This window comes from Thioclava indica (assembly GCF_000714545.1).
GTDB lineage: Bacteria > Pseudomonadota > Alphaproteobacteria > Rhodobacterales > Rhodobacteraceae > Thioclava > Thioclava indica.
This window is the reverse complement of sequence record NZ_AUNB01000019.1, coordinates 1-20279: the sequence shown is the minus strand read 5'-3', so window position 1 is coordinate 20279 and position 20279 is coordinate 1. Positions and strand designations below refer to the sequence as shown.

General features: G+C 60.2%; 19 protein-coding genes and 1 pseudogene. 6 read left to right on the top strand and 14 right to left on the bottom strand.

Translation table 11 applies throughout. The annotated features are described in order from the left end of the window. The 10 genes and pseudogenes from DT23_RS07505 to DT23_RS07465 form a co-directional block, all read right to left on the bottom strand. Complete coding sequence (locus DT23_RS07505) at positions 1-387, bottom strand: response regulator (protein WP_038130079.1); 387 nt, start codon at positions 385-387, stop codon at positions 1-3. Next, positions 378-1028 carry a CheR family methyltransferase gene (locus DT23_RS07500; RefSeq protein WP_240473564.1) on the bottom strand — a complete coding sequence of 217 codons (651 nt, stop codon included), beginning with the start codon at positions 1026-1028 and terminating at the stop codon, positions 378-380. Before DT23_RS07500 ends, DT23_RS07505 begins: the two co-directional genes overlap by 10 nt. Before the next feature lie 36 nt (positions 1029-1064). After that, a pseudogene (locus DT23_RS20300) lies at positions 1065-1262 on the bottom strand (hypothetical protein); the annotation flags it as partial. Next, positions 1259-1729 (bottom strand): chemotaxis protein CheW, encoded by a 471-nt coding sequence (locus tag DT23_RS07495; protein ID WP_038130072.1) that lies wholly within the window; start codon positions 1727-1729, stop codon positions 1259-1261. The pseudogene DT23_RS20300 and the gene DT23_RS07495, both read right to left, overlap by 4 nt. A gap of 4 nt (positions 1730-1733) precedes the next feature. Continuing rightward, positions 1734-3947 (bottom strand): chemotaxis protein CheA, encoded by a 2214-nt coding sequence (locus DT23_RS07490; protein ID WP_038130069.1) that lies wholly within the window; start codon positions 3945-3947, stop codon positions 1734-1736. A gap of 10 nt (positions 3948-3957) precedes the next feature. Continuing rightward, the gene (locus tag DT23_RS07485) at positions 3958-4323 is read right to left on the bottom strand and encodes a response regulator (protein ID WP_038130066.1); all 366 of its coding nucleotides are present in this window, start codon (positions 4321-4323) and stop codon (positions 3958-3960) included. Further along, positions 4320-4595, bottom strand: coding sequence for an STAS domain-containing protein (locus DT23_RS07480; RefSeq protein WP_038130063.1), 276 nt, complete (start codon positions 4593-4595; stop codon positions 4320-4322). The genes DT23_RS07485 and DT23_RS07480 overlap by 4 nt, the downstream gene beginning before the upstream one ends. Positions 4596-4700: 105 nt before the next feature. Further along, entirely contained in the window at positions 4701-5672 is a 972-nt protein-coding gene (locus DT23_RS07475; protein ID WP_156023884.1) for a glucokinase, read from the bottom strand. Between the two features lie 2 nt (positions 5673-5674). Beyond that, positions 5675-6997 (bottom strand): GH1 family beta-glucosidase, encoded by a 1323-nt coding sequence (locus DT23_RS07470; protein ID WP_038130057.1) that lies wholly within the window; start codon positions 6995-6997, stop codon positions 5675-5677. A gap of 14 nt (positions 6998-7011) precedes the next feature. Continuing rightward, on the bottom strand, positions 7012-8043 hold the full coding sequence (locus DT23_RS07465; protein ID WP_038130055.1) for a substrate-binding domain-containing protein: 1032 nt from the start codon (positions 8041-8043) through the stop codon (positions 7012-7014). 258 nt (positions 8044-8301) lie between these two features. Here DT23_RS07465 and DT23_RS07460 point away from each other — a divergent pair, with 258 nt between their 5' ends. The 6 genes from DT23_RS07460 to DT23_RS07435 all read left to right on the top strand — a co-directional run bounded on the left by DT23_RS07460 (position 8302) and on the right by DT23_RS07435 (position 16231). Further along, a complete protein-coding gene (locus tag DT23_RS07460; protein ID WP_038130054.1) occupies positions 8302-9666 on the top strand; it encodes an ABC transporter substrate-binding protein in 1365 nt (454 codons plus the stop codon). A gap of 64 nt (positions 9667-9730) precedes the next feature. Continuing rightward, positions 9731-10708, top strand: coding sequence for a carbohydrate ABC transporter permease (locus tag DT23_RS07455; RefSeq protein ID WP_038130051.1), 978 nt, complete (start codon positions 9731-9733; stop codon positions 10706-10708). Then, on the top strand, positions 10708-11865 hold the full coding sequence (locus DT23_RS07450) for a carbohydrate ABC transporter permease (protein WP_038130050.1): 1158 nt from the start codon (positions 10708-10710) through the stop codon (positions 11863-11865). Before DT23_RS07455 ends, DT23_RS07450 begins: the two co-directional genes overlap by 1 nt. Continuing rightward, entirely contained in the window at positions 11865-13496 is a 1632-nt protein-coding gene (locus DT23_RS07445) for an alpha-glucosidase (protein WP_038130049.1), read from the top strand. The genes DT23_RS07450 and DT23_RS07445 overlap by 1 nt, the downstream gene beginning before the upstream one ends. A gap of 18 nt (positions 13497-13514) precedes the next feature. Continuing rightward, positions 13515-14603: an ABC transporter ATP-binding protein gene (locus DT23_RS07440; protein WP_038130047.1), complete on the top strand. Its 1089-nt coding sequence runs from the start codon at positions 13515-13517 to the stop codon at positions 14601-14603. A gap of 71 nt (positions 14604-14674) precedes the next feature. Beyond that, complete coding sequence (locus tag DT23_RS07435; protein ID WP_420804681.1) at positions 14675-16231, top strand: trimethylamine methyltransferase family protein; 1557 nt, start codon at positions 14675-14677, stop codon at positions 16229-16231. A gap of 379 nt (positions 16232-16610) precedes the next feature. Here DT23_RS07435 and DT23_RS07430 read toward each other — a convergent pair whose 3' ends face one another. The 4 genes from DT23_RS07430 to DT23_RS07415 all read right to left on the bottom strand — a co-directional run bounded on the left by DT23_RS07430 (position 16611) and on the right by DT23_RS07415 (position 19600). Continuing rightward, positions 16611-18182: a recombinase family protein gene (locus DT23_RS07430; protein ID WP_038130045.1), complete on the bottom strand. Its 1572-nt coding sequence runs from the start codon at positions 18180-18182 to the stop codon at positions 16611-16613. Further along, on the bottom strand, positions 18179-18358 hold the full coding sequence (locus DT23_RS07425; RefSeq protein WP_038130043.1) for a hypothetical protein: 180 nt from the start codon (positions 18356-18358) through the stop codon (positions 18179-18181). Before DT23_RS07425 ends, DT23_RS07430 begins: the two co-directional genes overlap by 4 nt. A 217-nt stretch (positions 18359-18575) precedes the next feature. Beyond that, positions 18576-18983, bottom strand: a complete 408-nt coding sequence (locus DT23_RS07420; protein ID WP_038130041.1) for a hypothetical protein — start codon at positions 18981-18983, stop codon at positions 18576-18578. A 71-nt stretch (positions 18984-19054) separates the two neighbouring features. Further along, the gene (locus tag DT23_RS07415) at positions 19055-19600 is read right to left on the bottom strand and encodes a type II toxin-antitoxin system PemK/MazF family toxin (protein ID WP_051697114.1); all 546 of its coding nucleotides are present in this window, start codon (positions 19598-19600) and stop codon (positions 19055-19057) included. Between the last annotated feature and the right edge of the window lie 679 nt (positions 19601-20279).

The following is a 20279-nucleotide window of genomic DNA, read 5'->3' as shown; positions in this document are numbered from 1 at the left end:
TCACAAACGCCCCACGACGGCTTCGATACACGCCTTGAGTTCTTGCGGTGTGAATGGCTTTTTGAGGAAGTTGTTCATTCCGAGTTTTCGACCGGTCTCGATGATCTCGCGATCGGCCCGTCCTGTTATGAGGATGAAGCCGACAGATTTTGATTTCGCGCTGGTGCGTAGGGCATGAAGCAATTGCAGCCCGTCCATCCCCGGCATGTTGTAATCCGAAATCACCAGATGAACCGGCGCTTTTTCGAGTATCTGTAGCGCACCAGGCCCATCTGTTGCGGAGCCGACTTGGCGAACGCCCATTGCGTCAAGCGCTTGCGTGATCAGTCCGCGACTTGTGGACATGTCATCAACAACCATGACGCGAATTTGGTCTCTTAGGGCCATGCTGGGCCTCCACTTTTGGGGCCCGTATCGGGCAGGCGATAGGTGGTGACACCTGCGGATGTTAACTGACTGTCAGGGCGCGCAGTGATGCGTTCCGAATGGCCGAGGAACAGCCAGCCATCAGGCGCGAGCTGAGCCTCAAATCGTAGCCAGAGCTTTGCTTGTGCAGGCGGGTCGAAATATATCACGACGTTGCGGCAGAAAATGATGTCGAATTTTCCCGACATCGGCCAGGATTTATGCAGGTTGAGTTCTTTGAACGACACCAGTTTGCGCAAAGGTGCGATCACTTCGAAATCACCATCGCAGGGCGTAAAGTATTTGCGCTGCAATTCCGCTGGGATCGGTTCAACTGCCGTTGCTGGATAACGTCCTGCCCGCCCGCGCGCGATCATCGTTGGGTCAATATCTGAGGCGAGGATTCGAATATCAAAACGCTCAAAATCGGGACACAACTCGGCGAGAACCATGGCGATAGTGTAGGCTTCCTGGCCGTTTGAACTCCCCGCCGACCAAATTCGGACGCGACCGCCGGCGCGGGCGCGCGCGAGAAGAGGGGGCAATGCCGCATCACGCAACGTGTCGAAATGGTGCTTTTCGCGAAAGAAATGCGTCACATTCGTCGTCAGGGCCGAGACCATTTCTCGGCGCTCGTCTGTTCCGGCATCCGAGCGCACGAGCGCGATATAACTTGCGTAATCGGGCAGGTGCAGAGCGCGTAATCGCTTGGCAAGGCGCGATTGCACCATCGAGGTCTTGCCCGGTGCGATGACGATTCCTGCCGCGTCGTGTAAGATGGTCGCGATCGCCCCAAGTTCGGTTTCGCTTGGAACGATTTGCCCGAGGGGCGGGGATGATGTGTCTTGAGCGTTCATGCGGCCTCGACGGCGTCTTCGGGAAGGACCGATGCAAGATCAAGGACGCGGATCATCCGTCCTTCGACGATGGTCAGTGCCGAGATATAATTATGCGCGGAATCTGCGGCGAGATCGGGCGGTGGCTGCAACTCTGAGCGCGGCAAATTCAAGATGTCAGAGACGGCATCAACAAGCAGCCCTGCGGTTTGGGCACCCATTTGCACGACGATGATGACGTTTCGCGCGTCGCCTTTAACCGGGGCCATCCCAAGGCGCACCGACAAGTCCACGACGGGCAACACCGTTCCACGCAGATTAATCACGCCGCGAACATAGGCGGGGGCGTGCGGCAGCGGCGTTGCGCGAGTCCAGCCGCGAATCTCACGCACCGACATGATGTCGACGCTGTATTCCTCTTCGCCGAGACGGAACGAAAGGAGTTCAACTTCTGAGGCGCTGGTTATTTTGCTCGTGTCTTGGGTCATGGTCCTATCCTGCAAGGGCGGTTTCCAAGCCGCGGGTGCGGCCGGATGCGTTGTGGACGAGGTCGGCGGGATCAAGGATCAGAGCGATCTGCCCGTCTCCTAAAATTGTGGCGGCAGCGACGCCGGGAATGTGGCCGTAGGACTGTTGCAGTCCTTTGATCACGACCTGACGTTGCTCCATGATGGCGTCGACCACGAGGGCCGAGCGTTCGCCATTATCCTGAGCCGTCAGCAAGACGATGCCGCCTTCATAAGAGGATTTCGGCGCGCGATAGCCCAGTTCCGCCCCGAGATCGTAAAGCGGAACGAAGTCGCCACGCACATGGATCACGTTTGTTTGCGGGCCGAGCGAGCGAATATCTTCGGTTGTCAGGGTCGCCGTTTCAATGATGGCGGACAGTGGAACAACGAGGGTTTCGTTCGCGACACTGATCACCATGCCATCGAGCACCGCGAGGGTGAGCGGTAGCGAAATCGAGAAACGCGTTCCCTTTCCAGGCTCAGACGTGATCGCAATGCGCCCGCCAAGCGCCTGAATCGCGCTGCGCACGACATCCATGCCAACACCACGCCCCGAAAGGGCCGAAATCTGATCGGCCGTCGAAAACCCGGGAAGGAACAGGAGGTTGTCGATTTCGGCGTCCGAGAGTTGCACATCCGCCGGCACAAGCCCTTTTGAAATCGCCTTTTCCAGCACCTTTTTACGATTAATGCCCGCACCGTCATCGATGATCTCAATCACCACACGCCCGGATCGGTGCTGCGCCGAGAGGGTGATGATCCCCTCGCGCGGTTTTCCGGCAGCTTCACGAATGTCGGGTGTTTCAAGACCGTGATCGACCGCGTTGCGGATCATATGTGTTAGCGGATCCGCGAGGCGCTCGATGACCGTTTTATCAACCTCGGTCGCCTCGCCTTCGGTGCGTAAACGCACCTCTTTTGCCACGGCAGCCGAGGCTTCGCGCACGATCCGTCCCATCCGTTGGAACAGCGGTTTAACGGGTTGGGCGCGGATCATCATGACGCTGTCTTGGATGTCGCGGGTCAGCATCATGAAGGCTTCCAGCCCGGTCATCACCTTGGAATTTTGGGGCAGACCCGCCTCGGCGACGGATTGCGCGAGCATCGCTTGATTGATCACCAATTCGCCCACGAGGTTTACCAAACGGTCGATGCGTTCAAGATCGACGCGCACGGTCGCGCCCGGTGCCTCGGCGTTGGGACTGGCTTGAGGTGTGGGTTTGGCGGCGGGGGGATCGACAGCCGGGGGGGGCGTTTCTGCCGGGGCCGGTGTGTCGGGCGCGGGATCGGCCTGTTGAGCCGGGCCAGCTTCTACCGATTCAGCCATACTGGATGGATCTGCACCGAGCGGAGCGAGATCAGAGAGGTCGGGCAGAGTGAACTCTGTGGTCTCGGCGCGCGCGTCTTGTGAGGTGCGCGTCAGCTCTAGCGTGCAAACGTCTTCAACAAACTCAAAGATGTCGCGAATATCGCCTTCATCCAGCTCGCCCGGCAAAGTTGCGTGCCAGCTAAGATAGGAGTGTTGCGACTCGAGCGTGTCAAAATCGGGAAGCGCAGCAAGATCACAGCGCAGGACAACCTCGCCCAAATCACGTAGGTTGCGCAGTAAATGTGTGGGATCATTGCCCGACGCATAAAGCGCGCTGCTGGGGGTGAAGGTCAAAGACCACGGAGCGCTTTCATCTGGCATATCTTCGAGCTGTGGCGGCAATCCGAAATCGCCGAATTCGGCATCGGAAATGCCCAGATCAAGGCTAAGCCCCATCGGTTGGAAATCAGAGATATCCTCTTCCTCGGGGGGGGGAAGGGCATCGCCCATCAGGGCTTCCAGCTCTTGCAGGCACGCCTCGGATCCGTCGGGTTCGGGCAGCCCGTCGCGCGCAGCCGCGACCTGATCGGCCAGAAAATCGGCGGTGTGGAAGAACAGTTTCAGGGAGTCGTGATCAATCTCTAGGCGCCCAGAACGCACCTCATCCATGACGGTTTCATAGCGGTGGGCAAAAGCGACCAGCGCATCCAGTCCAAACGCCCCCGCGCCGCCCTTGATGGAATGCACGGCGCGAAAGACAACGTTGATCGTTTCGTTGTCATAAGCGCCCTCATCCATGTCGGTGAGCGCATCTTGCAGGCTTTCGAGCAACTCACCACATTCGACAAAGAATGAGGCCTTGATTTCTGCCATCGGATCGTTGGACATAGCTCTCTCCTTAGCCAGCGACCATATTGAGCGCTTTGACAAGTTTGCTGGGATCGAAGGGTTTCACGATCCAGCCAGTGGCCCCGGCGGCGCGTGCGCGAGCCTTTAGCTCGGGGGCGGATTCGGTGGTCAACACCAAGATCGGGGTTGCGCGGTGTTTGTCTTGACCGCGCACCGCCTCGATAAAGCCAAAGCCGTCAAGGCGTGGCATGTTGATATCGGAGATGATGGCATCGGGTTCGATCCCCTCAAGAACCTCAAGCCCGTGCACCCCGTCTTCGGCGAGATACAACTCAATCCCGGCACTACTAAGCGCAAGCTTGAGCATGTCACGAATGGTGCGGCTGTCATCGACCGCGAGAACTTTCAGGCTCATGCGGCCTCCGTGGATTGCAAATCATTGAGGGTCACGCCGAGATGGGTAAGCGCGTTATCAAAACTCTCGGATCGCGGCGTAATGGATAGGGAATGACCCGCTTGACGCCAATCAGCAGCGGCCGCGGCCAGCACTTGCAGCCCAAGCCCGCCCAGTAGCGTCACGTCGCCTGCGTCCAACACAAGATCGCCGCCTTTGCGTGCCCGGATCGCATCGCAAAACGCCTCAACCGTGGATAGATCAAGCTTGGCGGGCAAAGAGAGCGCACTCATCGGCACGCCCCCGGGCGGTCTGGCAAATTTCCACGCACTGGCATCCCCTTTCATGCGGTGATGAAAGAGGTTTAGCGCGCAGCCGTTAAAATAAGCTTGACGAGATCAGAGTTCTTGCGCGTCAATCCGGGACTGGCAAAAGGCTGCGCAGCCGTGCAGGGCGGCGTAGTCATCTTCGATCACGAAAACCGGGAAGGCTTGTAGGAAATCTGAGAAGCGGCCTTTGTCATGCATTGCAGCAGAAAAGCCGAACTCTTCCAGCCATGGCACCACGCCCCGTGCCGCGCCGCCAACCAAATATATGCCGCCAAAGGGCAGGTGAGTCAGCGCCAGATCGCCTACGACGCGCCCCATCGCCTGCACAAACATCTCGCCCGCCGCGCGCGCCGTCACATCGCCGCGGCTGATCGCGGCAAGAATATCGGCACCCGACACGGTGGCCTCGTCCTGACCCTGCATATAGGCATAGACACGCTCGATCCCGCGCCCCGAGACCACATGCTCGACGCTGGCAAATTCATGCTTGGCTTCAAGATAGCGTTTGAGTTCGAAATCCTCGTCGCTCTGGCAGGGCAGGGTGATGTGACCGGCTTCAGAGGGCGGAACCACACGCCCGCCGGGGCCTTCATGCACGGGGGCTGCGTTGAAACCGGTGCCTACGCCAACCACGAGACGCGCAGCATCCGCGCGCGCGGGCTGACCGGGCACGATCTCGCGCACGGCATCGGGGGCGAGGTAACCCAGCGCATGGCCCTGCGCCTGCAAGTCATTAAGCACAAAGACCTGTTCCGCCTTGGTGACGCGGGCGATGTTCTCGGCTTTAATCACCCAGGACAGGTTGGTCATGGTGGCCACGTCATCGCGCACCGGGCCAGCCGCAGCCACGCACGCGCCTGCAAGATCCTGCACGTTTTGGGCCGTCATATAGTCGCTGAGGATGTCTTCAAGTGCATCGCGCCCGGCATTGGCATAGCGCTTGATCGTCTCAGGCAGCATGTCCGTGCCCTGCGCGAGCGCCACGCGGGTATTCGTGCCGCCAATATCGGCAAGCAGAGTCAGGTGGTCGGCCTTGGTCATCATCAGCTCCCCAGCGCGTCTTTCCATGCCAGATAGGACGCTTTCGGGGTGCGCTGCAAGGTTTCGAAATCGACATGGACCAGACCGAAACGCTTTTCATAGCCCAAGGCCCATTCGTAATTGTCCATCAGCGACCATGCCATATAACCCGCAACCGGCACGCCTTGGGCGATGGCGGTTTGCACGGCCTCAAGATGGGCGGCGTAATAGCCGATGCGCTCGGGGTCGGTGATCTTGCCGCCGATCACCTGATCGGGCGAGGCCATGCCGTTTTCGGTCACATAGAGGGGCAGATCGCCGGTATAGTCGCGCGCAACCCTGATGAGGAACTCGGACAACCCCTCGGGATAGATCTCCCAGCCCATCGCGGTTTTGGGCAGCGGGCCGTCGACCTCATGATGAGCGGGCCAAGCGCCGCCGGTGGGCGCGATCCGCTTGCAGGTGTAGTAGTTCAGCCCGAACCAGTCGAGCGGGGTCTGGATCGTGGCGAAGTCATCTTGCCAGCCCTTGGGCATATGGGGGGCAAAGCCCTCCATCACCTCGTCGGGATAGGCGCCCTTGAAGATGCCCTCGGCAAAGAAGCGGTTGTAATAGGCGTCATAGAGGCGCGCGGCCTGCGCGGCGGCAGGACTGTCATCGGCGGGCAGGGCGGCCTCAAAGTTGCACACGGCCCCGAGGTTGGTCATGCCATTGCTGCGCATCACCTGCGTCGCGGTGCCATGGGCCAGCAAAACATGGTGCATCGCATGCGCGGTGGCGCGAATATCGCGCAGGCCCGGCGCGTGATGGCCAAGGAAATGACTAAGCCAACCAACGCACCACGGCTCGTTGATCGGCGCGGCAGACCAGATCCGGTCGCCCAGACGGTCCGCGATCACCTGCGTGAAATCGCCAAACCAACCGGCAATATCGCGGTTCTGCCAGCCGCCCTGATCGGCCAAGGCCGAGGGCAATTCCCAATGATACAGCGTCAGCGCGGGTTTCAACCCACGCTCCAGTATGCCATCCACCAGCCGGTCGTAGAAATCGAGCCCCTGCGCATTTACCGCGCCACGCCCCTCGGGCATTACCCGCGCCCAAGACGTCGAAAAGCGATAAAGATCAAACCCGGCACCCGCGATCAGATCGAGGTCTTCTTCCCAACGATTGTAGTGATCACAGGCCAGATCGCCATTCTCGGCGCGCACCACATTGCCCGGCGTGGCCGCGAACGTGTCCCAATGGGTGGACCCGGCACCGCCCTGTGCGTGGCCCTCGATCTGATAGGCGGATGTCGCAACCCCGAACAGAAAATCTTTAGGGAAATCAGTGCGTTTTGGAAGCATCTTAAACCTTTTTCTTAACGAGAGGGGGCGGGCCCCGTGGACTGTCCGAGGACCAGAACGGCCTCCATCAACTCAGATATGGGCTGGCGGTTGCCGCTTTCGATCTGCGCAATCAACATCGCCGCACAGCGCCGTCCGGCCTCGCGTACCGACGACCGCGTGGCGGTAAAGATCGGCTCTTGCGCGGTGCCGTTTTTCAAATACCCCAACTCGTCGTCATGGGTCAGGATCGACACATCGCGCCCCATCACCAGCCCCGCCTCTTCGACAGCGCGCCGCGCGCCCATTGCCGATAGCAGCGAGGCCGTCAGAAAGGCTGTGGGCGGATCGGGCAAGGCCAGCATTGCGCGCGCTTGGTCATGGCCCTGCGCCTCGGTCATCTCGCCCTCGGTGATCAACTGCGGATCAAGCGCGATCGCACGGGCCGCAAGCGCGCGCTCATAGCCGCGCCTGCGTCTGCGGGCGAAATCCATATCGCCAATGCCGTTGATCAGCGCGATCCGTCGATGGCGCAGATCCAGAAGAAAATTTGTCGCCCGCTCGAACGCGCGCACGTTGTTCACATCGACCCAGCTATACGAGCTCTCGATCCCGCTGATGCGCCCGTGCAGCACATAGGGCAGGCCAAGCGACTCCAGCATGGTGATGCGGTGATCATTGACGCGCGGGGCGTGGATCAGCACGCCATCGACATTGCCCTTAGAGCGCAGCTCGCCATAGGCGCGTGCCTCGTCTGCATCGGGAACGATCGTCAGCACCATATCATAGCCAGAGCGGGCATAGACCTCGCCCGCGCCTGCGATAAAATCCGCGAAAACCGGGTTCACAATTTCGTGGCGATCCGAAATCGGGATGATATGGCCAATGGCCATCGCGCGCCCGGTTGCCAGCCGTTTTGCCTGAGTATTCGGGTGATAATGCGCAGCATTGGCGGCGGCGGTGACGCGGGCGCGGGTGGCCTCCGAGACTTCGGGATAGCCGTTGAGCGCGCGACTCACCGTGGTGGGCGACAGCCCCAATTCTTGTGCGAGTGTCTTGAGATTCATGGCGCCAAACCGCTTTGGAAGGCTTTGAGGTTAGAGGCACGAGATATGAGCGTCAATAATGCGTGTGCAGCGAGCGCCATTCTGCAATGCAGCATTTGATCCGTCACAAAGGTCAGAGAACTAAAGCAAAATTGATCTCTGCGACCCGGGGTTGCATTGACAAGCGGGGCTTGCTCTGAAACGCTTCGCCCGTCCAAAGCGCTTTGAATTGCTGGCGAGTCGTCGCGATCGGGAAGCGCTCCATTCTGGGAGGAATTCATGACCAAACATCTGATGCTTGGCATCGCGGCGCTCGCGCTTTCGGCAGGGCTTGCCAGCGCGCAGGACCTAAAGTTCAAGCCGGGCGATCAGCCCGACCGGTTCGATTGGCAAAGCTACGACCAATTCGCCAAGGACACCGACCTCAAGGGCCAGACGCTGACGATCACCGGGCCGTGGACGGGCAATGACAAAAAGCTGTTTGAAAGCGTGCTGGCCTATTTTGAGGCCGCGACGGGAGCCAAGATCAACTATTCCGGCTCGGAGAGCTTTGAGCAAGATATCGTGATTGCCGCCAAAGCGGGCACGCCCCCCAACATTGCGGTCTTTCCCCAGCCCGGTCTGGCGGCCGATTTGGCAAAGCAAGGCTACCTGACCCCGATGCCCAAAGGCACTGGCGCGTGGATCAAGGACAATTACGCTGCCGGTCAAAGCTGGGAAGACTTGTCGACCTATACCGGCAAAGATGGTGAGAAACACACTTACACCTTCCCGTTCAAAGCCGATCTGAAGTCGCTGGTCTGGTATGTGCCCGAAAACTTCAAGGAAGCGGGCTATAAAGTGCCCCAAACCATGGAAGAGTTGCAGGCGCTGACCAAGAAGATCGTCGCAGATGGCGGCACTCCGTGGTGTATCGGTCTGGGGTCAGGCGCGGCGACGGGCTGGCCTGCAACCGACTGGGTCGAAGACTTCATGCTGCGCACCCAGCCCCCCGAGGTCTATGATGGCTGGGTCAAGAACACGGTGAAGTTCAACGATCCCCGCGTCGTCGATGCGATCAAGGATTACGGTTGGTTCGCAACCAATCCGAAATACGTCGAAGGTGGTCCGCAAGCCGTTGCCACCACCGATTTCCGTGACAGCCCCAAGGGTTTGTTCGACTTCCCGCCCAAATGCTACATGCATAAACAAGCCAGCTTTATTCCGACCTTCTTCCCCAAGGGGACGAAAGTGGGTGAGGACGTGAACTTCTTCTACTTCCCCGCCTATGCAAGCAAGGATCTGGGCAAGCCGGTTCTGGGCGCAGGCACGTTGTTTGGCATCACCAAGGACAGCCCGGCTGCCGAGGCATTCGTGAAGTTCCTCGAAACGCCGATTGCGTCGGAAATCTGGATGGCGCAATCGGGCTTTTTGACGCCTTACAAAAAGGCCAACCCCGCGGCCTTTGCCAATGACGTTCAGCGCGATATGAATAAGATCTTGCTGGATGCGACGACCTTCCGCTTTGACGGGTCGGACCAGATGCCGGGCGAAATCGGCACCGATGCGTTCTGGAAAGGTATGGTCGCTTACACCACTGGCGACGAGACCGCCGAGCAAGCCGCCGATGCGATCCAGAAGCGCTGGGACAGCATCGAGAAATAAGACGCTGCGCCTCCGGGGGATGACCCTCGGGGGCGTATTTTAAACGGTTTCGGGGGAGGGCCGGATGTCACCGATCTTGCAAGGTTTGATTACGATCGTGCTGGGGGTCGGGGGGTGCGTGGCGTATTTCTACGCCTCCAATCTGGTGCTCGACAAAGTTATCTTCCCGCCCAAGGGGGCCAATCCGGGGCGCAATATCAACCGCGCCAACATGGTGCGCCCGTGGCTGTTTCTTTTGCCCGCGATCTTGGCACTGGGAATTTATCTGGCCTATCCGGTGGTCGGCTCGTTCTGGCGCTCGCTGTTTAACCGCGATGGGTCCCAGTTTATCGGGCTGGGCAATTACGAGAAACTTGCAGGCGACGGCACGTTTCGCCAAGCGGTATTCAACAACTTCCTTTGGGTGTTGTTCGTGCCTGCGCTGGCGACGTTTTTCGGTCTGATGGCGGCGCAGCTGACGGATCGGCTGAAATGGGGAAACCTTGCGAAATCCCTGATTTTCATGCCGATGGCGATCAGCTTTGTGGGCGCCTCGCTGATTTGGAAATTCGTCTATGCCAACAATCCCACGATTGGTCTGATCAATGCGGTGCGCGATTATTTCCACCTGATCCCGGTTGATCCGCTGCAAATTCCGTTTTGGAATAACTTCTTCCTGATGGTGATCCTGATCTGGATCCAGACCGGCTTTGCGATGGTGATCCTGTCGGGCGCGCTGCGGGGCATTCCCGAGGAAACTGTCGAGGCGGCCGTGTTGGACGGGGCCAATTCCTTTCAGTTGTTTTTCAAGATCAAAGTGCCGCAAATCATGCCTACAATCGTGGTGGTCTGGACGACGATCACGATCCTTGTGCTCAAGGTGTTTGATATCGTCTACGCGACGACGGGGGGCAATTTCGGCACGCAGATCCTGCCCAGTTACATGATGCAATATATGTTCCGCGATGACGGGCGTGCGACGGCGGTGGCCTTTGTCATCATGATCATCGTGCTGCCGGTGATGATCTGGAACATCATCCAAGCCCGTAAGGAGTTGCGCTGATGGCCGCTATTGCTGGACAGAAATCGCGCCTGACCTGGGCGGTGAATATCTCGGTCGTGATCATGGTTGTGGCGTGGCTGATCCCGACGGTGGGGCTTCTGGTCAGCTCGTTTCGCACCACCGACCAGATCAGCCAGTCGGGTTGGTGGGATGCGGCCTTTCCGGTGGAAAAGGCGTTTCGCGACCGTATTCCGGGCGATGGCGAGACGCAGGTGGATGGCAAATATGTGCTGACGGGCGATCTGCTGACCAACGGGCAAAACGCAGCCGATCTGAAATCGGGCACGGTGATCAAGGCCTTTGGCACCTCGGGGATCAAGCCGGATAAATACAAGGCGGGCGAGGTCGCTGACTTGGGCGATGGCGGCACGTTGGTTGTGAACAAGGATGGCAGCTACACCGCCACCAGCGCCACGAGTTTCGAGGGCAGCGGCCCGCGGGTCTATTTCGTGGCCGATATGCCGCCGGCCTTTACGCTATCGAATTACAAAGAGGTGCTGTTTTCCGACGGCATGGGGCAGGCGTTCATCAACACGCTGACGGTCACGATCCCGGCCACGATCATCCCGATCCTCGTAGCGGCCTTTGCCGCCTATGCCTTGGCGTGGATGGAGTTTCCCGGTCGCGGCTTGCTGATTGCCGCAGTCGTTGGCCTGTTGGTCGTGCCGCTGCAACTGGCGCTGGTGCCGCTGTTGCGCCTTCACCAAGAGGTCGGGATCGGGCAGAGTTTCCTTGGCATCTGGCTTGCCCATACCGGCTTTGGCCTGCCGCTTGCGATCTATCTGCTGCGCAACTACATGGTCGGCCTGCCGCGCGATATCATCGAGGGAGCCAAGGTCGATGGCGCGACCGATTTCCAGATTTTCATGAAGATTGTGCTGCCTTTGTCATTCCCGGCGCTCGCTTCTTTTGCAATTTTCCAGTTTCTCTGGGTCTGGAACGACCTTTTGGTGGCCAAGGTCTTTTTGCCCGCCAATGACGGCTCCAAAGTGATGACCGTGAAGATCGCCGATGATCTGCTGGGATCGCGCGGGGGGGATTGGGGCATTCTGGCCGCCGCCGCCTTCGTGTCGATCGCCGTGCCGCTCTTGGTGTTCTTCTCGATGCAACGATATCTGGTGCGGGGCCTGCTGGCGGGCTCGGTGAAAGGCGGCTGATGAATACCCTACAAAAGAGTGACGACTGGTGGCGCGGAGCAGTGATCTACCAGATCTATCCGCGCAGCTTTCAAGACAGCAATGGCGATGGCGTGGGCGACCTTCTGGGCATCGTGCGCCGGTTGCCCCATGTGGCCAGCCTCGGGGCGGATGCGGTCTGGATCTCGCCGTTCTTCACCTCGCCGATGAAAGATTTCGGCTATGATGTCAGCGATTATTGCGATGTCGATCCGATGTTTGGCAATCTGGCCGATTTCGATCAGGTCATCGCGATGGCGCATGCTTTGGGTCTGAAAGTGATGATCGATCTCGTGCTGAGCCATACGTCCGATCAGCACCTCTGGTTTCAGGAAAGCCGCGTCAGCCGCGACAATGCGAAAGCCGATTGGTATGTCTGGGCCGATCCGAAACCCGATGGCACGCCGCCCAATAACTGGCTGTCGATTTTCGGCGGGCCGGGCTGGCAATGGGATGCGCGCCGCGAGCAGTATTATATGCACAACTTCCTTGTGTCGCAGCCCGACCTGAACTTTCACAACCCCGAAGTGCAGCAGGAATTGCTCAACGTCGCGCAGTTCTGGCTAGAGCGCGGGGTGGACGGGTTCCGCCTTGATACGATCAATTTCTACATGCATGACGATCAGCTGCGCGACAATCCGGCGCTGCCGCCCAACGAGCGCAACGATCAGACCGCGCCCAAGGTGAACCCCTACAATCACCAGAACCACATCTACGACAAGAACAACCCCGAGAACCTGCGCTTTCTACGCAAGCTGCGCACCTTGATGAACAATTACAACGCCGCAGCCGTGGGCGAGGTGGGCGACAGCCAGCGCGGACTTGAGATTCTGGGCGAATATACCTCGGGCGTGGACAAGGTGCAGATGTCTTACGCGTTCGAATTTCTGTCGGGCCACGAACCGCTCAGCGCGCAGTTTTTCTATGATGTCTTCGCCAGGGTCGAGAAAGTTGCCGCTGATGGCTGGGTCTGCTGGGCCTATTCCAACCATGATGTCGAACGCCACATCTCGCGCTGGAACCTGACGCCTGCCGCCGCGCGCCTTTATGCAACCTTGATGATGTGCATCAAGGGCTCGGTCTGTCTGTATCAGGGCGAGGAGCTGGGCCTGCCCGAGGCAGAGCTGACATTCGAGGATCTGCAAGACCCCTACGGCAAGGAATTCTGGCCCGAATTCAAGGGCCGCGATGGCTGTCGCACGCCGATGGTGTGGGAACGCGACGGCGCGCATGGCGGGTTTTCGCCCGTGCGGCCGTGGCTGCCTGTGCCGTCGCAGCATTACAACCTTGCCGCCGATCAGGCCGAACACGACCCGGCCTCGCTGTTGCATCACTATCGCCGCGCCATCGCGTTCCGGCGCAATCATCAGGTGCTGCGCGATGGCACGCTAGAGGACATGTATGTCTCGGGCGACCTGCTGGTGTTCACGCGCAAAAACGCCGAGGAAACGATCCTGTGTTACTTCAATCTGTCCGACCAGCCGGTGAATGCCACCGTGCCGCCGGGCAACTGGGTTACGATTGGCGGGGAGCTTGGCTCGATCCGGCCAATGAGTGATCACACGCTGCATCTGGGCCCGTGGCAACCAAGCATCCTGCATCTCGATACATAAGACGCAGAGGGGGAAAGAATGGCCGATCTGAAACTGGAAAATATCTCGAAATCCTATGGCGAGGTGAATGTCCTCAAAGACATCAACCTCGACATCAAATCGGGCGAACTGGTCGTGTTTGTCGGGCCATCGGGGTGCGGAAAATCCACGCTGTTGCGCATGATCGCGGGGCTGGAAAAGATCACCGGCGGGACGATGGAAATTGACGGGGTGCGGGTGAATGACGTGCCCCCCGCCAATCGCGGCATCGCGATGGTGTTTCAGTCCTACGCGCTTTATCCGCATATGACGGTGCGCGATAACATGGCGTTTGCGCTTAAGATCGCCAAGCAAAGCAAGGATCAGATCAACGCCGCTGTCGAGAAGGCGGCGAAAATGTTGCAACTGACCGACTATCTGGATCGCCTGCCCAAGGCGCTGTCGGGCGGGCAGCGCCAGCGCGTCGCAATTGGCCGCGCCATCGTGCGCGATCCCAAGGTGTTCCTGTTTGACGAGCCGCTTTCCAACCTTGATGCCGCGCTGCGCGTGGCCACCCGGATCGAGATCGCCCAGCTCAAGGAATCCATGCCAGACCGGACGATGATCTACGTCACCCATGATCAGGTCGAGGCGATGACCTTGGCGACCCGCATCGTGGTGCTGGCCAATAAGGGGATCGCGCAGGTCGGCAGCCCGCTGGATCTGTATGAACGCCCCGAAAACGAGTTCGTTGCGCAATTCATCGGCAGTCCCGCGATGAACCTGATCCCCGGCAAGATCACCGGGACGGGCGCGCAAACCGAGGTCACGCTGGAAAACGGCGTCAAGGCGCGCTCGCATGTGGCCACGGTCGATAGCGATATGGGCCGTCAGGTGAACATCGGTATCCGCCCCGAAGATTTCGTCCCCGGTGACGCGACAAACTGCTGCTATACCGGCAAGGTCGCGATCACCGAAAAGCTGGGCGAGGTGACGCTGCTCTATTTCGAACCCCAAGGCGGGCGTGATGCGGTGATTGCCAAGCTGCCGGGCATCCATAACGGGCTGCGCGGCACCACGGTGACGCTGGCGGCTGATCCTGAAAAGATCCATCTCTTCGCGGACGGGCGGTCGCTTCTTTACCGCTGATGTCGCAAGCAGGCCATGCGCGCTCGCATGCCCCGGCTAGTTTCAGGGGAAAGCAACGGGCGGAGGCAAGCATGGCCGATTCGGAATTGGGTGAACGCACGGGTCGGCGCGCACGCGGCGGTGGCGGGGCTGCACGACGTGCCGAACGCACGGCGGTGCGGATCGAATTTGCCCGCTACATCACGCGCAATATCCCCAATCTCGAGGTGCTCAACGAAGAGGCGCTCCAGATCATCGAGGCCAATGCCGAGACGGTTCTCGAAGAGATCGGCGTCAATTTTGTCGAAAATCCCGATGCTTTGGCGCTCTGGCGCGAGGCCGGGGCCGATATCGACGGCGAGCGGGTGCGCATCCCGCGTGGTCTGGCGCGCAAGCTATGCGCCACTGCGCCCAGCCAGTTCACCCAGCACGCTCGCAACCCCGATCACAACGTCGAGATCGGCGGACGCAACCTTGTGCTGGCCCCGGTTTACGGCCCGCCCTTTGTGCGCGACAGTGCGAACGGGCGGCGCTACGCCACGATCACCGATTTCCGCAATTTCGTGAAACTCGGGCAGATGTCGAAATGGCTGCACCATTCCGGCGGCACCGTTTGCGAGCCCACCGATGTGGCCGTGAACAAGCGTCATCTGGATATGCTGCACGCGCATATGACGCTGGGCGACAAGCCCTATATGGGGTCGGTCACCGAGCCCTCGCGCGCCGCAGATTCCGTCGAGATGTCGAAAATTCTCTTTGGCGATCAGTTCGTTGACGAAAACGCAGTGATGACCTCGCTGATCAATATAAACTCGCCGCTGACCTTTGACGGCACGATGATGGGCGCGCTGGAAACCTATGCGAGGGCAGGGCAGGCTTGTATCATCTCGCCCTTCATCGTGGGCGGCGCGATGGCGCCTGTGTCTGTCGCGGGCACGTTGACACAGGTGCTGGCCGAGGTGCTGGCCGGCGTCGCCTATTCCCAACTGATCCGCCCCGGTGCGCCGGTGATTTTCGGCGCGTTTGTGACCTCGATCGACATGAACTCCGGCGCGCCCACCTTCGGTACGCCTGAGGCGGCACAGATCACGCTGGGTGCGGGGCAACTGGCGCGCCGCCTAGGCTTGCCCTATCGCTCGGCGGGGGGCTTTACCGGCTCGAAACTGCCCGATGCGCAGGCCGCCTATGAAAGCGCCAATACGCTGAATACCGGGCTGCTGGCAGGGGTGAATTTCATGCTGCACGCCTGCGGTTGGCTCGAAGGCGGGCTGGTGTCATCTTATGAGAAATTCGTGATGGATGCCGATCAGCTTGGCTATCTGCACAAGCTCGCCGCTGGCATCGATATGAGTGAAAACGCCCAAGCCCTGGATGCGATCCGTGAGGTCGGGCCGGGGGGGCATTACCTTGGTTGCGCCCACACCCAAGCCAACTACATCGACGCCTTCTGGCGTACCAACCTGTTGGATTACCGCCCCTTCGAGACTTGGGACGAGCAGGGCGCACCTGACACGATGGCGCTGGCGGAAAAACGGGTGGCCAAGATGCTGGGCGACTACCAACCCCCGGCGCTTGACCCCGCGATCGCCGAGGCGCTTGATGCCTATGTGGCACAGAAAAAAGCCGCCGTACCGGACGCGTTTTTGTAAGCGGGAAAGGGGGCGCTGCCCCCTCTGGCTTGCGCCATTCACCCCCGGGATATTTCTCAAGAGCGAAACCCAAGGCGCGCCCCCCCCATTTCGCTCTTTGCAAATATCCCGGGGGAGCCTGCACTGCAGGCGGGGGCAGCGCCCCTTGCCCGACCGTTGATTGTCGTTTTTGCTCCGGGCTTTGATGGTTGAAGGGCTAGAATGACAATGAAGGCTTGGTTTGCCAACCCGTAAGCATCGCGCAGCCCGTTGATCGCTCTCTGGCGAACATCTTAGGCCTGGTGCGGGCGCAGGCAGCGCATCGAAGCGCCACATGGCCTCCCTTGCGCTTCGACAGAGGCGAAGAGCGATGGCCCGCCTTGCATCTCTCGACCCCGCCTCACGACGATTGCCCTTGCGACATATCCCTATCCCATGCCCTCGAACGCAAACTGCCGAGATCCATGTGGATCTCGGCAGCCAGGCCGTCTTTGGACTCGGGGTCCGGTAGGAGGGTGATACTTCGGACCAAGGTTGCGAGTTCTTCGTTGGCACGCGCGACGAGATCGGGATCGCCGAGCAACGCTTCAAGGTCTTTTAGCGCCGCCTCGAAGATCGCGGGAATATCGGGCGGTGTGGCGTCTTTCTCGGCCTGTTGGGCCTCCAAATGCGCGATCCGATCTTCGAGTGCCGCCATCTCGGCTTTGAGTTCCTTGTCGCGCGCGCTGTAATCCGCAAAATCAGCGCCCTGTTCGATCGCGCGCATGATGCCGTCGCGCGCCTTGCGAGCCAACGCAAGTTGCGCTTTTGCAGCCTTGATCGCAGCGCCGAAATCGGTGCTTTCGAGCGCGCGCAGCTCGGCTTGAAACGCAGCCTCGAATTGCCCCATCAGATCCGCGTTGCGAAGCTCGGCGCGCAGTGCGTCGAAGACACGCGCCTCGATCCGGTCCTGACGGATCGTGACCTTATTGTTGCAGGCCCCCTTGCGGGCTTCGCGACACTGAAAGCGGTTCCTGCTCGTCTTGATATAAGGGGCGCCGCAGCAGTCGCAGACCAGCAGGCCGCTCAGAAGGTGCTTGGAACGACGCGCCGCCTGCGGGTTTCCCGAGACGGTTGCGCGGCGCGTGCGCGTCGCGCGCTCGGCCTGCACCTGATCCCAAAGATCCTGCGGGATGATCCGCAGTTCTTCGAAGGTTTTCTGCACCATATCTTCCTCAGTCGAATAGATGGCCTTTGCACCGGTCTCGGGATGGTAGCGGCGGCCGAATTTGCACACCGAGGCCTCGCCGATATAGAGGCGGTTGTTCAAAATGCCTTCCTGGCGATCTTTGCGGCCGCGGATCGTCGAGGGCTCCCAAGTGCCGCCTTTGGGTGCCGGGATACGATCTGCATTCAACCCTTTTGCAATCGCCATAGCCGAACGCCCCTCGGCAGTTTCGCGAAAGATCCGAAGCACGACCCGAGCCTCTTCCGGGGCGATTTCGCGGTTCGTGTTAGCCGGCTCCTCCCGCTTGTGGTAGCCATAGGCGCTGGTGTGCAAGCGCCCGCGCGAAATAGCCCCCTGCATACCACGGCGCGTATGAACCGAGATCTTCGCCGAAACTTCCTGAGCACCAAAGCCAAGCAGCATGACACGCATGAAGTCCTGTTTGCCCTCATTAACAGAATAAAGCTCCACGCCTTGGAACTGGTAAAGATCGAATAGGTTGAGAGCATCAGCGACCTTGCGGGTCAGGCGGTCCAGCGCCTCGACCACGACGACATCAATTTCGCCGCGCGCACTTGCGTCCTTCAATCTCTGCAACCCAGGGCGGCGCATGTTGCGACCGGTCATCTCGCGGTCATCGAAGACTTCGACAACGGTCCAACCTTTGCGGTCGCATTCGCGACGCGCCATGGCGATCTGGTCTTCGATCGAGGTGGCTTTCTGGCGGTCGGAAGAATAGCGGGCGTAAATGGCGGCGCGTGTCATTGGGCGGTCCTTTCGGTCGGGGCGGTGGTGCTGTTGGCGGGCGTGGCGGCCTCGACAAAACGGCGAGCGGCAGCCCGGCCGAGAAGCGAGACAAGGCCGGTCGGCGCGATCTCGATCCGGGTGGGTCCGCCGGGGTTTTCGTTGGCTGCGGTCAGTGTGGTTTTTGGTGCCTGCATGGGTGCGCCTCGTGGTCTAAATTTTGGGTGGATTGAACGTGTTCGGCTCCCCGAGTTGCAGAAGCAAAAACTTGGGCGGAGGCGTCTAATTTCGCCGTAAAGTATTGTTTTAATAACGAAAGAAAATTCGAAATTATTTGGATTTTTGAGTTTGACCCCTCGAGAAAGGGGGCGCAGATCCCTTACTGAAACCGCGCCCCAAGTTGGGTGGTTTGGCTTATCTGCCACCCCACCGAATACGGCGGAGATCTTGCTCCGCCGCGATTAGATCCGCGACGCGTTGCGAGAGGGTCAGCGCCCTCGTGAGAGCATCGCGAAACGCCTCCACCGTTTCGTCGGGAAGGAAGGCTTCGAGCCGGTCGATGCAGAGCGTAATCTCGGCCCGGGCCCCGTCGCGGATCGTGTCGCGCAACTCGAGTCTGCGTTCGAGCGCAGTCAGCTCGGTGGCGATGTCTTCGGCGACCCCTTCTGATAGCTCGGAGACCGATTGCAGAGCCGCACGCAGGGCGCCGGTCGCATCGGCTGCGATGTCCTGGATCCGGTCGATATCCGGTGTCCGCTGATCGGGGGATGAAAGAATGATCCGGTGGGTATTTCCACTGGGGATGATGTTGGGAACGCGCATTTGGGAACTCCTGTTGAGAGAGGGAAAGGCGGCAGCGTCGGGCGAGCTGACGCTGCCGGAAGGAGTTAGCGTCAGGTGCCGGTGATGACCGCGCGCGCCGCAGCCCGGGCTCTTGCCTGGATCAGCGATTTGCGCTCATCGACGCGGGCACGGCGGCGTTCCGCACGACGATCGGCAGCGATATCGGCCTCGGCTTGAAGCCGCGCCTGAATCGCACGCATCCGTGCCAGCGGTCGTCCGGACAGCCGCCCCAGAACCGGGGTGCGAAAGATCGGGCTGATGGCGAAAGCGGAATGGTTGGTGCGCACAATCACGATGCGATCGCCACGAAACGCCGTCGCGCGTTCAAGCCCAGCCAGATGCGCATCGCGTGAGCCAAGCGGGATCGCATAGCCTTTGCGGACCTTCTCGGTCACCGAGGTGCCATAAGCGATGGTGAGCCAGCGCTGCCCGGCAATCGTGGCTGCCGCAAGGACGAGACAAGGACGGGCCTTTGGTGCGGGGCCGCTCTTGCCCTCGTTGGCGGGAAAGCGGAACGAGACGATGTCGCCAGAGCGCACGGTCTCGGACCAAGCCTGCGTTGCTTTCTCAGACACAGCAGGAAGGTTGTCGAACATGGGGTTCTCCATTTTTGGGAAAGATCGACACGCTCCCGTTCCGTTCCCCACGGGGTGTCCGGGTTTTGGTCGCGCGTCATCCCGACCGTGCGACCAAAACCCGGACGCCTCGGCGGCAATTCATGCGCAACCGCTCGGGCCTTGGCCCGCGGTCCGTCAGGTTTCGGCGCAATGCTGGTGGGGGGTCGGGGGAGGCGCGCCCAAGCGGCCTCCCCCGGGCGCAGGGGGTGTCCAGAGGGGGAGTGCAGAACGACGACCCTCTGGTCGCGCAGACAGCGGCCTGGGATGTCCAGAGGGGGCGGCGAGCGCCCCTATGGTCCGTCGGAAGACGCCAGGGGGAGGCCGGAGGGGGAGTGGCGAACGACGCCCCAACGGTCCCGCGGACGGCGCGGGGTCCGGGGCAGCGCCCCGGCGAACGGCATATGATACGCAGGGCCAACGGCCCGGAGTGTCAGATGCTTAGTGAGTAATGGTGTGGCGCGATGGGGTAGATCCTGCAAAAGATCATGAATTAAACGTCGTCTCACGAAACCGATCGAAGACCACAAGAAAGACCTACGACGCGATAGCGATAAAGCAGAAGTAGCTTACGCCCAGACAGAAGTGCGCGATGCGCAGAAAGCACCATTTGCAAGGTCAGTCTCATCTAGCATTGAACCGCCCCGGGTTTACCGGAGGG